We start from the raw sequence: 16,200 nt of genomic DNA, 5'->3' as shown, positions 1-16,200 counted from the left end.
ATGCGTAAACCCTGTAATCGTCATATGTCGAAGCCTCGTTCGGCAACAACATCAACAATCACGCGCTGATCCGGAAGGTGGGGTCAAAACACCGCTTACGATTTTCTGAGTATTGCACGAGTTCATTTTCGACTCCCACGTCCCATCGACCGCGAATTCAGCGGGCTGATCGGGAACCTGATTGAGATAGGTGGACGCGATGCAGATATCCGCTTTGACGGACGGTCGATCCACGGTGATGCCCCGGGGGAGTCAGGCTATTGGGGGTCTATGCGGCGACGATATTGCCGGAGCAATCAGAGTTCTTTGTTCGGCTGACACAAAGATCCTCTGAGCTTGCTGGAAGGACAGCGTCTGCCAATTCAGAATGGCGGCGCTTTGGCACGGCGCCATATGGTCTTGAGAGATGGTTCCGTCGTTATGCTCTTCCACGCTCGACAAATAGACGCATGAGGTGAGCTGCGCCTCCGACGTATCCGCAAGCAGGATGTGGTCAGCAATGTTGCCTGGATCTTTAAGATATTCGCTCGAGGGCACCACAAAAAGTCCCGAGATCGCTACTGCAGCGATAACAAACAGGACGATGTGATCCCAACAGAATATACGACGGAGCGAGGTCATGGCGAATTCTGGATCGAAAGGTCGCGCAGGCCAATTCAGTCTATCGAGGTACAGAAGGCTACGCCATCCTCTCGAACTCTGATGTGTTACTTGGCCTACAATTAGCGGCTCTTCATGCGATATGGACCGAGGACCCGCAATTTCATTGCTGAATTCAATGAAAATTCCGGGCCTTCACCTTCAGCGTGTCGATATGGAGATCGCGCACAAACATATCCCGCGCCTGAACGACCGGCTTCGGCGCATCGCGCGGATCGGGACCACCACCATGCGCAAACTCTTCCCCCCTGCCCGTCGGTAGCCTGAACTCGGTGTCACGATCAGCCAGCCCCGAAAGATCACCCGATAGATCGAACAGCTGCTGCGCTACCAGGTTGTCGTTTTGCATCTAACCGTAAGATTCCACCCCTAACAGTTTCAACAAGATAGCCCGGCACTTAATGTGAGACTTGGCACTTAACTTGAGATTCCATCTTGGATTTTGGCACTTAATGTGAGATTCATTTGTCGACACAATCGACGGTGTTTCTGCATGACTGATCCATTCCCTGATGAGGTTGACGAAGCGCTTTGGGATGAGGCGTGTCGACGAGCCGAGGCTATCCGAAGATTTCTGATACATCGATCAGGCAAAGTTGCAGCCGGGGATATGGCGCTTCTGGCTTCCGAACTGGAAGTCAGTCGGGCAACTGCATTCCGTCTTACCAAGCTATTTCGAGCCGGAGGAACGGTAATGTCGCTCGTGGAACGCAAACCCGGCCGGCCTGACGGCCGCAGGATGCTCGACGACAAGCGAGAGGAAATCATCCGCGCCACGATCAATCGGTATTATCTGACGAAAAACCGCCCAGGTATCTCTCAACTGGTTCGGGATATCCAAACGAACTGCGTCTCGGCTGGGCTAAAGCCGCCCCATCGCCGGACGATCGAAACTCGTCTCAAGGACATCGACATTCACAAACGCGCGAAACGACGAGGCGAAGCCGAAATTGTGAAGCGGACAACGGCCGTGCCGGGAGGGCTTACCGCCTCGCGCCCACTCCAGATCGTCCAAGTCGACCATACGAAAGCAGATATCTTCGTTGTCGACGAGGAGACGCGTCTACCCATCGGAAGGCCTTGGCTAACTCTGGCAATGGATGTCTGCAGTCGGATGGTGACAGGGTTCCACCTCACAATGGACGCGCCATCCCGACTTTCGACCAGTTTGTGCTTGCTACATTCCGTCTTTGACAAATCGCCTTGGTTGAGAGAGCGCGAGATCACTGAGCCGTGGCCGGTCGCTGGCCTCCCTGAGACGTTACATGTCGACAACGGCAGCGACTTCAGGAGCCGCGCGTTTAAGAGGGGGTGCGACGATGCTGGCGTAGCGATCGACTGGCGACCACCTGGTGAACCGCGCTTCGGCGGACATATCGAGAGGCTGATCGGCACCCAAATGGGAAGGATCCACTTGCTACCCGGTACTACTTTCAGCAATTCACAGGAGCTTGGCGAATACGATTCGAAGCGACATTCGGCGCTGACACTCCGCGAACTCGAGCGATACATCGCCCTCGACATTGTCGGCAACTACCATCACTCAATCCACCGCACTTTGGGGCGCCCGCCAATCGCGGTGTGGCGTGAGTACGAGGGTGAAATTCCGCTCCGCTTGCCGCAGGACCGAATGCGATTTTGGCTGACGTTCCTACCTGAGCAGGAGCGTACATTACAGCCAACCGGGATTCATCTTTTTGGAATGCGCTATTGGTCGGCAGCCCTGAGTGCCGACCTCGGGGCTGCAAATCGCCGGCTTCTCGTCAAATACGACCCAAGGGATATGTCTCGTGTCTTCGTGCGGCGACCATCGGGCAGCTTCGTGGAAGCACGTTACGCCGATCTCACCCTGGCTTCGGTAACGCTGCACGAAGCATTGGCTGCGAGGCGTACCCTGCTGGCGAAAGGGCGACGAGAGGTCAACACCCGCACGATCGTTGGTATAGCGATCGAACAACGCAAGCTGGTGGATGCGGCGGTGAAGGCGACAGCGACGGTACGACGAGGCCGCGCCGCCAGCTCAAAAACGAAAGTGGATGACAGCGGTTGGGGCTCGCTTCGGGGTATCGACTCCAGCAAACCTGTGGCTTTCGACGAGGACATGGAGTGAGCTGGCATGAGCACCGAAATCTCCCACCTGACCGTGACCGCAGCCGAACTGCTCAGTGGAGCAGACAACCAGCGCGTCCGCGCCATAAGATCACGTCGCTGGCTCATCTACCCACGCGCTAAGCAGGTACTCGAACGCCTGAACCTCTTGGTCGATCATCCACGCGGGACGCGGATGCCATCGCTCGCCATTTATGGCGACAGCGGCATGGGCAAAACGATGATCATGAAGCGCTTCCGTGATCAGCACCCACCAACTTTCAACCCGGTTACCGGCAAGCTAAAGACACCGGTTCTTGCGATGGAGATGACCAGCCGGCCTGGCGAACGGCGCTTCTACGCCGAACTTTTGACCCTGCTCGGCGCACCGCAGCGACCGCGTGCCGATATTGCCCAGATGGAGCAAGCCGCACTGCGGATCATGGAAGCGATTGGCGTGCAGGTTTTAGTGATCGACGAGGTGCACAACATTCTCGCGGGGACCTATCGTGAACAACGCATCGTATTAAATACCCTGCGCTTTCTCAGCAACCGCCTGCAGATCTCACTCGTCTGCTTCGGCGTCAACGACGCCCGCGAGGCCATTGGTGGCGATGTCCAATTGGCGCGTCGCTTCGACCAGTTCACGCTGAGCCGCTGGGCTGCAAATGAGCAGTTCGAAATGTTGGTCGCCTTGATACTACGCAATACTCCATTGCGGCAGCCATCGGTGCTAACGGCGAAATCTTTGCGGCGAATACTGCAAGTCACAGAGGGCATTACTGCCAACATTTTCCACATCGTCAACTCACTGGCCATCGAGGCAATCGAAAGCGGAAGAGAGCGGATTACTGACGAAGCCATCGAGAAATGGGAGCCGGAATTCGACGCCGACGCAGCGTTCGCATGAAGACGAACTTATGCGGACGGCCACTGCCAGTAAGGCTGGCGCCGTGCGCCGATGAGCTTTTGTCGTCGTGGATTGCCCGACACGCCAAATTCTATGCAATCCCTCCCTTGGCCATGCTTCAGCATTGCCTCCCCGATTTGCGATCATTACGCGCCGCCGATTTGAATCTCACAGAAGATCAGGTCGCCCGCGTTGCCCACCTATTCTCGATCGAGCCCACTACGGTCCGCCGCATGACGTTCTCGAATATTCGACAATCGTCACGGCGAATGATCGCAACGGAGCCTCGACAATCATGCTCTACTTGTAGCCAAACGAGCGACGGAGCGCACGTCATCCTTCGGAACCAATTCTTAGGTTGGCGGATCACCTGCCCGCTTTGCGCGGGGACATTACAGACAATTGGCGGTCGTGACGGCCCAACTCCCTTCGCCGGCTATCACCATGCAGCGCTGATGGGGCAAGAAATGCTAGAAAGCGAGGCTGAGCATGGTATCCAATACTGGGTATCGCCGAGTGAGATTGCCCGTCTCCTGTTAATGCGGCGCGTTCCAAAATCGGTGCCCGGTTACGAACCGTCCGGATATAGGGTGCTCGGTGCCATCATTCCTGATCTCGATGAAGTTATGCAGATAGAAATCAGCAAACTTCCGAGTCCGGCAAGCCCGATCTTGCCCTTGTATCTGCGCCCTGCGCTCTTGGCAGGTGTGGCCATTGTTCAGCATGCCGGGCCCGAAATGCTTCGCATGCTGAGTGGCCATATGATTGGTGAGAATAAAGCCCGCTTCGACAGCGCCATAGAAGAGATCTTAGACTGTTCGCGTCAGTCGTTTGGATCGTCACAGTTGCACTTAATTTGAGATTCTATGCCGACAACATCTCAAATTAAGTGCCAAACGGGAAAACAACAGCCGCAATCTCACGGTTAACTGCCAAACGACAGGGCAAATTCGTCTGGGGTGGCGCCGGTCTGATCAGCAACATACTTCAGCATGGCGCGAGGCGGAGTTTCTTCTGCCCCAAGCACTTGACCCGGGTATCGCATCAGACATAGCTGGATGGCAAAGCCGAGCCGATTGTGATTGCGTCTCCGCAGTGCGATCTCCAGGCGATCCGCTAATGACAATGAATAGTGGCGAATTAAGCTGTCCTCGTCGACTAGGATATCGACAAGCTTCCGGCGATCTTGATCTTTGAGAAGCTTGCGCTTTGCCATCGCCCGACTCCATTCATGACCAATCTGCATGAAGCGTTGTCGAGTCGGGCCGAACAGAGAAATCAAAACTGGCGCATGTCGATGGCAATCCACAGAAATCGGATGTTGCACATCCGAACTACAACATCGTTCCTGTTCCGTTCGGCCTTAGCGTACGATTTCGGACTGCTCTTGTTCTGACCCCATTTATAGATGCTGGCATCGCTGACGCCGTGTTTGCGGCAAAGCTCCGAGACCGGGGTCCCAGCCTCGTGCTCCTTCAGAATGCCGATGATCTGTTCGTCTGTGAAACGAGTGCGCTTCATTCCCTGGTCGTCAATGGGCCAGAGCTTACTTCAAAACGGATTAGTTCAACGGGGCAAGGTCACCCGTGTGCTAGGCTCTGCGAATAAACCATGTTGCTAACGGACGCTACGCTGCCGGGCGACACGCTAACGAACTCATCCCCGTTTGCCTGAGCAAGTGCAAGAGCGTTTATCGTGTAATGATAGGCGCGAGCCCCGGAAACGACAATCCACCTGATAGCTCGAAGTATCACGGACGATTGCAATCCGGTAATCATGTGCGCCCTTAAGCCGATCATCGCCAGCTGGGTGCAGGCAATCCTTGTTGGGCGGACCCGGTTCGATCCGAAGATCGGCGTGTCACCAGAGCCTGCGTGTAAGGTTGCTTCATACGCTGTCAGCGCAACTGAACGAGGTAATCGAGCAGCGGGACGATCTCTCTGGCCTTCAAGAAGTGATATATTGTCTGCGAGTTGCGCCGCGTGCCAACCAGACCCACGGCCTTTAATATGTTTAAATGTTGTGAGCCAGCTCCCGGCGTAAGCCCTACCGCCGCTGATAGACTAAGAGAGCGCCATTCTCTCTCACGGAGCAGACACATCATTTGATACCGGCTCGGATGTGACAAGGCTTCTAGCACCTTGGCGGCCTGCCTTAAGTCGAAACCGACGGCTTCGAGCGCGTTTTGCGGCAATGCCGTCTTCTTACCGCGCAATCTTTTTCTCACGCTCCATACGGAAGCTCTCGGATCGAAGACGCCTAAGCTCAGTGAGCACACGGCCTCCTGGGGCTAACTGATTTACTTCGTTTGGTCTTGTCAAATCTGTGGCTGTATTTCCACTATACCCCTCACTTCAGGGGGCAAGATTGCGTCTATACTCGACATCGGCGTCATGGATCATATCATGCCACATAGCATCATTGATAACAATACTGCACATGTCACTCGATTTTCGAGCACTCCCGTTCTGTTTAACGAAGCCAAGAGGTCATCTATTCATCTTTGATTTAATCAAGGTCATTATCACTCTGTGTGGAGCTCAGCCTTTTTGATTGCATCATCCCCGCTCTCAGAAGCTCCGGTCCAGCTCTGCCGAGCCTTGCGCGCTCAATAGACTTCGAACGGTTAAACTAACCTCCCGCCTGCCCGCTGCTCCAGGACAGATGGCATTAAAGACGGCATCGATAGTGGAGCGAACTACACGACCAAAACTGTCCAAGAAGGCAAGACCAGGATGGAGGAAGGTCCCGTGGTTCACTAACAGACGAGAGGCGGGTGGCCCGCGGTCCGAAGGCGCCCACGAGACCCGCACACCTCGCGAACGATCCTAATACGATCAGGCGAATTGACGATTGTCGCGCCAACCCTTTTTCTCCTGAGCAAAGGAGCCCGGCTATGCTGAAGAGGTTTGCGGAAATTGCTGCCCGAAATCGCAGGATAAGACGGACGCTCCCGAATGGATCGAAGATCTATCTATCACCCGACAGTCAGCTAAAGTACCTCAAGCGATCATTTGATGAGGACCTTACCTACCTGGGGCAAAAGCTAAGTGGTGAGAGCGCGGTGATCTGGGACATTGGCGCGAACTGTGGTGTATTTGCCTTCTCGCTAAGTCAGGCAAAACTGGTACTCATCGTCGAAGCCGATCCATTCCTGGTCACTCTTTTGCAAGACACGGCCTCCATGAACGGTTTGCCCGTCGTTATAATACCGGCAGCCGTTTACGATCAAAATGGAATGGCCGAATTTGCGATCGCTCAGCGGGGGCGCGCTTCGAACCATCTTGTTGCCGCGGGCGGCAATAGTCAAAGCGGTGGTGAGCGATCACGTCTAACGATCCCCACAATCATGCTTGACCAACTGCTCGACCGATATGGCCCCCCAACCTTCGTGAAAATCGATGTCGAAGGAGCCGAAATCGAGGTGCTAAGCGGGGCAACACGATTGTTGCGGGACGCACGCCCTGAAATCTACTTCGAAGCCAATTCACGGACATTCCCGATATGCGAGCGGCTCCTGCGCGGCGCGGGTTACAATTTAGAGAAGGGGGCCGAAATGAACTGGACGGCAATTCCAGCATAGCGTTGGCCAATAGGGCTCGCCAACTCCGAAAAAGTGCCGATTGGCTTACAGGTCCGCCTGCGGACTGCCTAGTCCGGCGAATCCGGGTTGCCGCCTGTAAGGATGGGGTCGACGTCCGTGAACATGACCGATGCGCCATAAATTATGCCAACCCACATGAGGCAGGACAGCGTAATGGCGGCCAGCAGATATTTGCATCGAACTGTCATAGCAATCACCGGCGTTGGCTGAATCTCAGGACACCATCACGCGCAAAACTATCGCGCAGGATCGCAGTCTTGTGTTGACGTTGGGTTAACGGCCAAGTCTGAATGTCGGAGGGTTGCGAAACAGCTCAATGGTTGGGGTCGCGGCTTCCTTAAGTGCCGCATATGGCACCTACGCTTCCGCTCTACAGCGCTTTAGCGTGAGGGATGTCGGGTGCTGATTATCCACGCTCTGCGGGCGCTCGCTTCGACGTGAATGCGGGGCCAATCCAATACGCCACGGCCGCGATGAGCAGCAAATGTGCACCTGGAAGAAAGAGCCAATCGGTCCACCAGTGCGCGAAAGCACAGTACGCGAGCATTGACAGAGATACGGCCGGCAGTGCGAAGATCACGACAAGGAAGGCCCACGCTATGAGAGCAGCGAAAATGCGCCGGAAAATACAGTTGCAAAAGTCAGCCATGCGGAACTGTTACGTTCTGTTAACCATCTTGTCATCCGAAAACGCTGCGTTACGAAGCAAACTGCTGGGAGAAATGACCCGATTGGGTTTTATACTGAAAGATCAACGGCGCCCGGAGATGCTCGCCTCAGACTTATTTCTGGGAATTGAATTTCGAAATATAGCGCAAGCCGAATATGTTTCTCTGGATAGTGATGCGAAATATAAATGCTACTTTAGACTTGGATTCCAAGAATGCTTGGGACTTGATAACGGAGCGTCATCCTCCCTCAGGATGGCTAGTCGCGCTTGAACCCCACGCGCGCGGGACGCGGTGACAGCCGCAGGCCGAATTACCGTTCCTGCTAAATTGATCTACCACTTTTGATGTATATTACTAAAGCAATGTAATTCTCGTAACTGAACAGTTATATTCGTATAGTTGAGTTGCAATACCGTTGTGCTCAAGCATAGGTTTTTCAAGAAAATCGAAAGCACCCCAAAAAAGGTCTTTACACTTGTAGACTCTATTTGTTGGGATGTGTATTAGTTAATGAAGAATTAAACGGTGTCGTCGTTGGAGTAAATCGTGTCTTCTTCAGCAGGACTGATCAAATCGACCGACCATTATCGTTCAGCGCCTGCAATTGCCAATGACAATGAGCCGGCGCTGGATGTATCGCAGCCCGCATTTGCCCAGCTTGCGGCGAAGCGCGCCATTGACATATTCGGCAGCGCAATCGCTCTGTGTATCCTCGCACCCGTGCTCTTGTTGATTGCTGCGGCTATTCGTATTGAAAGCGCAGGCCCATCCCTTTTCGTGCAGCGCCGCTGGGGCAAGGGCGGCAGCGTGATCAACGTCCTGAAGTTCAGGACGATGTATTCGCATCTCTGCGATTTTTCCGGGGTTGCGCAAACTCAAAACGGCGATCCCAGAGTGACGCGGGTAGGCAGCTTCCTTCGACGCAGCAATCTCGACGAGTTGCCTCAGCTGTGGAATATCTTGGTCGGCGATATGTCGATTGTTGGACCCAGATGCCATGCCATCGGCATGAAGGCTGCCGGCGTTCTATACGAAGAACTCGTACCCGAATATCATATTCGTCACAGGATGCGTCCGGGCCTGACCGGCTTAGCGCAGGTGCGCGGCTTACGTGGACCGACGGACCGCCCGTCGCGTGCCCGCGCAAGGATTGCTGCAGACCTTCACTATGTGCGAAATTTTTCAGTAGTAATGGACCTGAAGATCATTTCAGGGACTGTGATCCGCGAGATCAAGGGTGGCACTGGATCGTGAAAACGTCCCTTGCCTGACTGGCTTCGGAAGACGTTGCGTTTCAAGAAATGACACTGGCTGCGCGGGCACTGACGCGCCGGTGGCGTGCCTTTGAACGTGGGCTTCCGGCCTCCCCAAAATAGCAAGTCGCTCACCATCGTTCGCAGGCGCCGACGCTGGCAATGGCCGATGGCAGCGAGAAGAATCTCGCAGGTTTCCGAGCGCAATACTCTCCTCTCTTTCCACTGTGCTCGGCGCAGAACCACTTGTGTCGTGACCTGTAAATTGTGAGCGCCACGAACATCCCACCTTTTCTTGTTTCGGTTGAGGCTTGAGAATCTGCCTTTCGATTTGGAAAGGCGATTTGATGGGCGACGAGAACGATAGTGCCATGCTCAGAGCCAGGCTTGAAGCCAGGCACCAGGAAAGCTACCGCCGGGTTGAAGTGATCACCGGTGACCGCCGGCGACGGGACTGGTTGCCGGAAGAGAAAGACGAGATACTGCTGGCATGTGCCGAGCCCGGTGTGAACATTTCGGCGGTCGCGCGCCGGTACGGTGTCAATCGCGGGCTCCTGAACAAGTGGCGGAAGGCCGCGGGTCTGCCGGTCGGCAGGCATGGCGGTAGAGGACTGGATGTTCCGGTATTCGTTCCGGTGACGATTTCGGACGAAGTGGTTGAGTCGCAGAGCGCCGACAACAGGTCCGATGTTGATACGGGCCGTATCGAGATCGAGCTTGGCGGCGGGCGGATTGTCATGAGCGGCAATGTCACGCCAGAGCTGGCACAAGCGGTGGTGTCAGCGCTGCGGGGCAAGCGGTGATCGGTGCGTCGAGGGGGCTTCGCATCTTGATGGCGACGCAGCCTGTCGATTTCCGGCGCGGAATGAACGGCCTCGTCGCTTTGGTGGCGGCGGCACTTGCTCCCGATCCCTACTGCGGCGACATTTTCGTTTTCCCGGCCAAACGTCGCGACCGGCTGCGCTGCATTTATTGGGACGGATCGGGCATGATTTTATCGACGAAGTGGCTGGAGAGCGGCAAGTTCGTGTTCCCGCCCGTAAAGGACGGCGCGATCTGCATGTCCCCCGAGGAATTCAACCTGCTCGTTGCCGGGCTGGACTGGACACGCGTTCAGCAGAAGGCCGTAAAGCGGCCTGCGAAAGCAGCTTGATCCCATTGTATTTGCTTGAAGATCCATGCCGGTATGGTAGGTTTCGGCATGTCTCTTCCAACCGATCAACTCCCGCAGGACGTCGAGCGACTGAGCCGGATGGTTCTGGCTCGCGACGCCCGGATAGCCGACCTTCAGGAGGAAGTCGCCAGCCTTAAGCGGTTGATCCATGGCGCCAGATCGGAGATGCTTTCGACCATCGATCCGGCACAGGCGAGCTTTGATCTTGGCGATCTTTCGACTGTCCCGGTTGCTGCCAACGACGATCGGCCTGACGGCGGCGAGCAAGGTTTGCGATGCAAGCCACCCGCGGCCCGCAATATCGGCTTTCTTCCCAAACACCTGCCACGATACGATGTCGTCATCGAGCCGGAAAGTCATACCTGCTCCTGTTGCGGAGGCGGGCTGCATCGCATTGGCGAGACGACGAGCGAGGCGCTCGATGTCGTACCGGCCATCTTGCGCGTCAGACGCACCATTCGCCCCCGCTATGCCTGCCGGGCCTGCGAGAATGGCGTCTTTCAGGCACCTGCGCCGGCACGCTTCATGGATGGCGGTATGGCGACGACGGCCTTTGCTGCCCATATCGTTGTTTCCAAATTTGCCTGGCACCTGCCCCTCTATCGGCAGACACAGATCTTCGCAGCCTCGGGCGTCAGTCTCGATCGTGGGACGCTCGGCATCTGGGTGGCGCGCGTTGCCTGGTGGCTCAAGCCGCTTTACGACAGGCTGCTGGCCTTCATTCGCTCACAGCCAAGGGTATTTTCCGACGAGACGCGGTTGCCGCGGCTCGATCCGGGGCGAAAGCGAACGAAAGTCTGTCAGCTCTGGGCACAGGCCATCGATGACCGCCCCTGGAATGGACCCGCCCCGCCAGCGGTCGGCTATATCTTCTCCGAGAGCCGCAGCGCCCGTGAGGCAGAGCGTCAGTTGGCGTCCTTCAACGGCATCCTTCAGGTAGACGGATATACAGCCTACAAAACGCTTGCCAGACATCGCGGCAAAAGCAATTCCAGCCGTTTAAGACTGGCCTTCTGCCTTGCCCACGCACGGCGCAAATTCGTTGATGTGGTCAAGCTGACCGGGTCGTCGGAGGCGCTCACGATCGTCTCGATGTTGGCCGAGATTTACCGGATCGAACAGGAGATCAGGGGCCAAGGCGCCATGGAGCGCCAGAATGCCCGGCAGATCCACTCAGCCCCTGTCATGCGTCAGATAAAGACCCGCCTGCTTGAACTGAAGGACGACATCTCGACCCAGTCCGCTCTGGCCAAGGCCATCAATTACACGCTGACGCACTGGACAGGTCTCACCGCTTTCCTTGACGACGGGACAATCGAGGTAGACTCTAACATCGTGGAACGTTCGATGAAGTCCGTTGCCCTGACGAGAAAGAATTCGATGTTCGTGGGCAATGTGAAGGGTGGCGAGACCTTCGCGGTCCTGGCCTCGCTGGTCAACTCCGCCAAACTCAACGGCCTCGATCCACACAGCTGGCTTGCCGATGTTCTCGAACGGATCGTCTCGGGAAGCACCACGATCAACCAGCTCGATACGCTGCTTCCTTGGAACTGGAAAGCAGAGCGCCATCAGGTTGCCGCATGACGAAACCCACTCAGACCAGTTCTACCAGCCCGGTGCAGGCGGCAACAGCACGACCAAAGCTTGACGATGAAGCATTCGAGACCTTCATCCGTAGACGGCGTCCTGCCGCGCCGGTGTGGAGCATGAGCGGGCTGGATGGCTATCTCACCGCGTTGATCATCGGGCCAAAGTTCATCAACCCCTATCAATGGATACCCCTGTTCGCTGGCGAGGATGCCATGGCCTTGCCGATGGAAACCACGGAGCACCAGGCCGTGCAGACAATCGTCGCCGAATATAACCGCATATCGGCAACCCTTGGGGAGAGGCCGGACGAACATCGGCCACGCTTCAGTCACATCACCTATTCCCACGACAGCTTCGATTGGCACACCGGCTTCCTCCTCGGAACGGAATTCGCCCCCAGGCTATGGAACCCGGTCATCCGTGGTCATGCTGTGACCGGTGATATAATCGCTCCTATTCGCGCCCTCTGCGACGCCAAAAAGGGCACGCCGCCGGCAGAGCTCATCCAGATCGCTGGTGCCGTCATCAAAATTCGAGAATACTTCATGCCGCGGCGCGCAAAGCAGAAATTTTAAAAGCGAGCACCGTAATGCCAACGGAAATGTCAACCGAATAGGCCGTCTCCAGTTCGTCGCGCTTACTGTAAATTCGCACCTCCATGCACCTCGTTTGGGATAGCTCAAGCCCATCACTAAGCATGCATTCTCGGCGGTCGTGGCAGGTTTGCAGGGCGGGGAGTGATTGCCGCCGAGTACCGGACAGCAGTCGGCGGCGGCTCGAACTGAGCTGCCCGCTGCCGCCGCGGGAGAACTACAAGGCAACTTACTGGCGGTTGCCGGGCGCCGGCCGATTTCGACGAAATCTTGAAGCGCGCAGAATGATCAAGTTGCCGGCCGCTGAGATTGATGCGCCTAAGCCTGCTCCTGTCGCTTTGACGCAGGCATCGAGCAGTTGCGGATGCCTGGTGGCGGAGAGAAACTGCATGGCTTCGGTGGCAAAGGCCGACGCGATACAGACAAGGCCGACAAACATCCAGCGCTTCGGATAGGCAAGGACGAACATGCCGCTCAGAACCAGAAAAGCGAGAAAACGGTCCATCTGAACCGGCAACGGATCCCGCGGCCGGTCTTGAATCGGAGAGAGCGTAAACCAGATGATGAGAGCCAGAAAAAGCCAGGAAGCAATGGATAGGAATCGGCGGGAAGACATTATGCCATTCGGTAGCTGCGAGTTGGAATGTAGCGGGTCATAGCAGCGCTCAAGGGCACGATGCGCATTTAAAAGTAAAGCCCGTTTGCTTCCAAAAGAGCGTTACCGTCTCGGACGGCTTGCGTCCACAAATGGCGCAGACTGGCAGAGGATGTTTAACCGCCAGGTCAGATTCCCGGATAAATTTCATGGAGGAGTGAACTCGCTGCTGGTTGTGGTCGTAACAAATGATAGCTTGTGCGGGTGAGGAGGAAATTCATGAGCTATCGAGCAAAATGCGTTATAGCCGCTGCTGTCGTTTCGCTCATGATCTGGGCAATGCTTTATGTCGGCGGCGTCTGGCTTTTCGCTGACGGGGTCGATGGCGATTTCACGGCCGGCACCCGGTGATGGTTCCCACGGGTCCGCGGCTCCTTCTTCAACCGCGAACTTCCTGCATTACGCATCGACGCGGCCAATCTTGAGGCGAGGTTGCTGAGCCTTCTCCTCCTTGATCGGCTTGACACCGACCGGCCTGTCGCGGTCGATCAGGCGCCACTCACGCTCCAATCTTTCGAGAACGCTTTCCGGTATGGTTTCCGTCATTCTACTCCCTCCATCATCGCAGCAAAAATAAGTTAAGTTCGCCTTGTTCCTTTTAGCATAAATGGCGAAGATTGTAGGCTTTCGCAGAAGTAAAACATCATAATCTATATCGGCAAAATTAATTACATTATGCCGATTGGGGTATCGTGGCCTAACGTCGATCGTATAACGTGATGGCCATCGCGAGAATATTAGCTTATCCGACGATCTCAAGCGAGCGTTGAACGAAATTACCTTTGAGAAAGGCGCTATATGCTTGAGATATGCCTTCCTCCAATGAAATGCGAGGAGACCATCCCAACGCGCGCAATCGGTCGGCGCTCATAAGTTTGCGGGGAGTGCCGTCGGGTTTGGTAAGGTCGTGCTCGATATTCCCGTTGAAGCCGACAATCTTCGCAACCATCGTCGCGAGGTCGAGGATGGAAAGATCATCGCCTGAGCCGATGTTCAGATGCATGTCTGCCGAATATGTCTTGAAGACGTGCACGCAAGCGTCGGCGCAATCATCCACATGCAAGAACTCTCTCCGTGGAGAGCCGGTCCCCCATATGGCCATTGACGGCTGTCCTTTGACCTTGGCTTCGTGGGCCTTTCTAATCAGCGCGGGCATGACATGACTTGAGTTGAGGTCGAAATTGTCCCCTGGCCCAAAGAGATTGGTGGGCATAGCCGAAATGAAATCGCTGCCATACTGCCGACGATATGCCTGACAAAGTTTGATGCCCGCAATTTTCGCGACGGCATACCATTCATTGGTCGGCTCTAGCTGACCGGTCAGAAGCGCCTCCTCTACTATCGGCTGCTCCGCGAATTTTGGGTATATGCACGACGAGCCGAGAAACATCAGCTTTTCGACGCCGCTCCGGTAAGCGGCGTGAATGATATTCGATTGTAGCGCCAGATTTTCGTAAAGGAACTCGGCCGGATAGCGGTCATTGGCTAGGATGCCGCCAACCTTTGCAGCCGCGAGGAAAACGGCCTGCGGGCGGTTCTCGTTCATCCACTTCTCGACCATGTCCTGGCGAGTGAGATCGAGCTCGGAGCGAGTGGCCGTGACAATGTCGCAGCCTTCGGATTGCAACCGCCTGACGATTGCGGAGCCGACCATTCCTCGATGGCCGGCAACATAGACCCGCTTGCCTTGAAGGTGATAGATTTCGTCAGGCATGGCTCAAGCCCTTGTTGGCGCCGGATACAGGAACCGCGCGCGCCATGACCTTCAAATCCTCTCGGACCATCTCCGCAACAAGCTGATCCAGATTTGTCTCATGCGCCCATCCAAGCTTGCTCTGAGCTTTTGCCGGATTGCCGATGAGGAGGTCTACTTCGGTTGGGCGGAAGTAGCGGGGATCGATCTCGACCAGGCACTCGCCCGATGTCGCGTCATATCCCTTCTCGTTGACACCCTCGCCGCGCCACTCGATGGGCATGCCGACTTTGGCAAAGGACTTCTCTACGAAGGAGCGGACCGTATGGGTCTCGCCGGTCGCCAAAACGTAGTCATCCGGTTCGTCCTGCTGGAGCATCAGCCACATGCCTCGAACATATTCGCGGGCGTGCCCCCAATCGCGCTTCGCATCGAGATTGCCCAGGTAAAGCCTGTTCTGCAGCCCCAGGTGAATCGCGGCCGCCGCGCGCGTGATCTTGCGCGTGACAAACGTTTCGCCGCGGATGGGGCTTTCATGGTTGAACAGGATGCCGTTGGAGGCATGCATTCCGTACGCCTCACGGTAGTTGACGACAATCCAATAGGCATAGAGCTTGGCGGCAGCATAGGGTGAGCGAGGATAGAACGGTGTCGTCTCGCTCTGAGGGACTTCCTGCACCTTGCCATAAAGCTCGGACGTAGACGCTTGATAGAAGCGGGTTTTGTTAACCAGGCCGAGCAAGCGGATGGCCTCGAGAAGCCTCAAGGTTCCCGTGCCATCGGCGTTCGAGGTATATTCAGGCGTTTCGAACGAAACCTGTACGTGGCTCTGGGCTGCGAGATTGTAGATTTCATCCGGTTGTGTTTCCTGGACGACACGAATGAGATTGGTGCTGTCAGTCATGTCACCAAAATGGAGAATAAATCGAGGGTTTTCGATATGAGGGTCTTCGTAAAGGTGCTCGATGCGGTTCGTATTAAAGCTTGAAGACCGGCGCTTGATGCCGTGAACAGTGTATCCTTTTTCAAGCAGCAACTCTGCGAGGTAGGCTCCATCTTGACCGGTGACGCCGGTAATAAGTGCAACCTTGCCAGTCTTATTTCGCATCGGGTCCATTTCATGTCCTAACTGATCACAGCGTCTGGTAATCGAACTTATCAATATTACGCCTGCGCCGACGTAGCGTAGATCGCCGGCACAACGATTGCTGAAAATGTCTATCGCACCGGACACAACGCGGCAACAACTTCGTTTGTAGTTAGTTAATCTCAAAATGACAATGTGGTATGAAGCAATTGACGTATCTTG

The 16,200-nt window shown here is 55.6% G+C and carries 16 protein-coding genes and 4 pseudogenes; 11 read left to right on the top strand and 9 right to left on the bottom strand.

The features are described 5' to 3' along the window. Positions 1-252 precede the first annotated feature (252 nt). Together ACQZ5H_RS26460 and ACQZ5H_RS26455 are read right to left on the bottom strand one after the other, a co-directional pair. Positions 253-621, bottom strand: a complete 369-nt coding sequence (locus ACQZ5H_RS26460; RefSeq protein WP_449099440.1) for a hypothetical protein — start codon at positions 619-621, stop codon at positions 253-255. Between the two features lie 154 nt (positions 622-775). Then, positions 776-997, bottom strand: a pseudogene (locus ACQZ5H_RS26455) (hypothetical protein); the annotation flags it as partial. A 357-nt stretch (positions 998-1,354) separates the two neighbouring features. Here ACQZ5H_RS26455 and ACQZ5H_RS26450 point away from each other — a divergent pair. The 4 genes and pseudogenes from ACQZ5H_RS26450 (at position 1,355) to ACQZ5H_RS26435 (ending at position 4,518) form a co-directional block, all read left to right on the top strand. Continuing rightward, positions 1,355-2,770 carry a Mu transposase C-terminal domain-containing protein gene (locus ACQZ5H_RS26450; RefSeq protein WP_449099439.1) on the top strand — a complete coding sequence of 472 codons (1,416 nt, stop codon included), beginning with the start codon at positions 1,355-1,357 and terminating at the stop codon, positions 2,768-2,770. A gap of 6 nt (positions 2,771-2,776) precedes the next feature. Beyond that, the gene (locus ACQZ5H_RS26445; protein WP_449099438.1) at positions 2,777-3,658 is read left to right on the top strand and encodes a TniB family NTP-binding protein; all 882 of its coding nucleotides are present in this window, start codon (positions 2,777-2,779) and stop codon (positions 3,656-3,658) included. Next, positions 3,619-3,984: pseudogene (locus ACQZ5H_RS26440) on the top strand (TniQ family protein); the annotation flags it as partial. The gene ACQZ5H_RS26445 and the pseudogene ACQZ5H_RS26440, both read left to right, overlap by 40 nt. Positions 3,985-4,125: 141 nt before the next feature. Next, positions 4,126-4,518, top strand: coding sequence for a hypothetical protein (locus tag ACQZ5H_RS26435; RefSeq protein WP_449099446.1), 393 nt, complete (start codon positions 4,126-4,128; stop codon positions 4,516-4,518). Between the two features lie 80 nt (positions 4,519-4,598). Here ACQZ5H_RS26435 and ACQZ5H_RS26430 read toward each other — a convergent pair. The 3 genes and pseudogenes from ACQZ5H_RS26430 to ACQZ5H_RS26420 form a co-directional block, all read right to left on the bottom strand. Beyond that, positions 4,599-4,874: pseudogene (locus ACQZ5H_RS26430) on the bottom strand (DUF4158 domain-containing protein); the annotation flags it as partial. Between the two features lie 182 nt (positions 4,875-5,056). After that, positions 5,057-5,179: pseudogene (locus ACQZ5H_RS26425) on the bottom strand (transposase); the annotation flags it as partial. 376 nt (positions 5,180-5,555) lie between these two features. Beyond that, positions 5,556-5,798: an ArsR/SmtB family transcription factor gene (locus ACQZ5H_RS26420; protein ID WP_449099445.1), complete on the bottom strand. Its 243-nt coding sequence runs from the start codon at positions 5,796-5,798 to the stop codon at positions 5,556-5,558. A gap of 756 nt (positions 5,799-6,554) precedes the next feature. On the opposite strand from ACQZ5H_RS26420, the gene ACQZ5H_RS26415 reads away from it, so the two are divergent. The 6 genes from ACQZ5H_RS26415 to ACQZ5H_RS26390 all read left to right on the top strand — a co-directional run bounded on the left by ACQZ5H_RS26415 (position 6,555) and on the right by ACQZ5H_RS26390 (position 12,525). Beyond that, entirely contained in the window at positions 6,555-7,241 is a 687-nt protein-coding gene (locus ACQZ5H_RS26415; protein ID WP_449099437.1) for an FkbM family methyltransferase, read from the top strand. A gap of 1,295 nt (positions 7,242-8,536) precedes the next feature. Further along, a complete protein-coding gene (locus ACQZ5H_RS26410; protein ID WP_449099444.1) occupies positions 8,537-9,187 on the top strand; it encodes a sugar transferase in 651 nt (216 codons plus the stop codon). A gap of 346 nt (positions 9,188-9,533) precedes the next feature. Then, a complete protein-coding gene (gene tnpA / locus ACQZ5H_RS26405) occupies positions 9,534-9,989 on the top strand; it encodes an IS66-like element accessory protein TnpA (RefSeq protein WP_449099436.1) in 456 nt (151 codons plus the stop codon). Between the two features lie 29 nt (positions 9,990-10,018). Continuing rightward, positions 10,019-10,339 carry an IS66 family insertion sequence element accessory protein TnpB gene (gene tnpB, locus ACQZ5H_RS26400; protein ID WP_449099443.1) on the top strand — a complete coding sequence of 107 codons (321 nt, stop codon included), beginning with the start codon at positions 10,019-10,021 and terminating at the stop codon, positions 10,337-10,339. Positions 10,340-10,387: 48 nt separating this feature from the next. Continuing rightward, on the top strand, positions 10,388-11,944 hold the full coding sequence (gene tnpC, locus ACQZ5H_RS26395; protein WP_449099435.1) for an IS66 family transposase: 1,557 nt from the start codon (positions 10,388-10,390) through the stop codon (positions 11,942-11,944). Beyond that, positions 11,941-12,525, top strand: coding sequence for a UPF0149 family protein (locus ACQZ5H_RS26390; protein WP_449099434.1), 585 nt, complete (start codon positions 11,941-11,943; stop codon positions 12,523-12,525). Before tnpC ends, ACQZ5H_RS26390 begins: the two co-directional genes overlap by 4 nt. Positions 12,526-12,772: 247 nt before the next feature. Here ACQZ5H_RS26390 and ACQZ5H_RS26385 read toward each other — a convergent pair whose 3' ends face one another. Next, complete coding sequence (locus ACQZ5H_RS26385) at positions 12,773-13,159, bottom strand: VanZ family protein (protein WP_449099433.1); 387 nt, start codon at positions 13,157-13,159, stop codon at positions 12,773-12,775. Between the two features lie 258 nt (positions 13,160-13,417). Between ACQZ5H_RS26385 and ACQZ5H_RS26380 the strand changes: the two genes are divergently transcribed. Further along, the gene (locus tag ACQZ5H_RS26380) at positions 13,418-13,549 is read left to right on the top strand and encodes a hypothetical protein (protein ID WP_449099432.1); all 132 of its coding nucleotides are present in this window, start codon (positions 13,418-13,420) and stop codon (positions 13,547-13,549) included. A 48-nt stretch (positions 13,550-13,597) separates the two neighbouring features. Here the strand turns inward: ACQZ5H_RS26380 and ACQZ5H_RS26375 are convergent, their stop codons facing one another. The 3 genes from ACQZ5H_RS26375 to gmd all read right to left on the bottom strand — a co-directional run bounded on the left by ACQZ5H_RS26375 (position 13,598) and on the right by gmd (position 15,999). Then, complete coding sequence (locus ACQZ5H_RS26375; RefSeq protein ID WP_449099431.1) at positions 13,598-13,744, bottom strand: hypothetical protein; 147 nt, start codon at positions 13,742-13,744, stop codon at positions 13,598-13,600. Between the two features lie 196 nt (positions 13,745-13,940). After that, positions 13,941-14,912, bottom strand: coding sequence for a GDP-L-fucose synthase (gene fcl, locus ACQZ5H_RS26370; RefSeq protein WP_449099430.1), 972 nt, complete (start codon positions 14,910-14,912; stop codon positions 13,941-13,943). After that, positions 14,905-15,999 (bottom strand): GDP-mannose 4,6-dehydratase, encoded by a 1,095-nt coding sequence (gmd, locus tag ACQZ5H_RS26365; protein ID WP_449099442.1) that lies wholly within the window; start codon positions 15,997-15,999, stop codon positions 14,905-14,907. Before gmd ends, fcl begins: the two co-directional genes overlap by 8 nt. Positions 16,000-16,200 lie beyond the last annotated feature (201 nt).

Source organism: Rhizobium sp. 21-4511-3d (assembly GCF_053522545.1).
The sequence above is the reverse complement of the archived record's forward strand: the minus strand, read 5'-3'. Positions and strand labels throughout refer to the sequence as shown.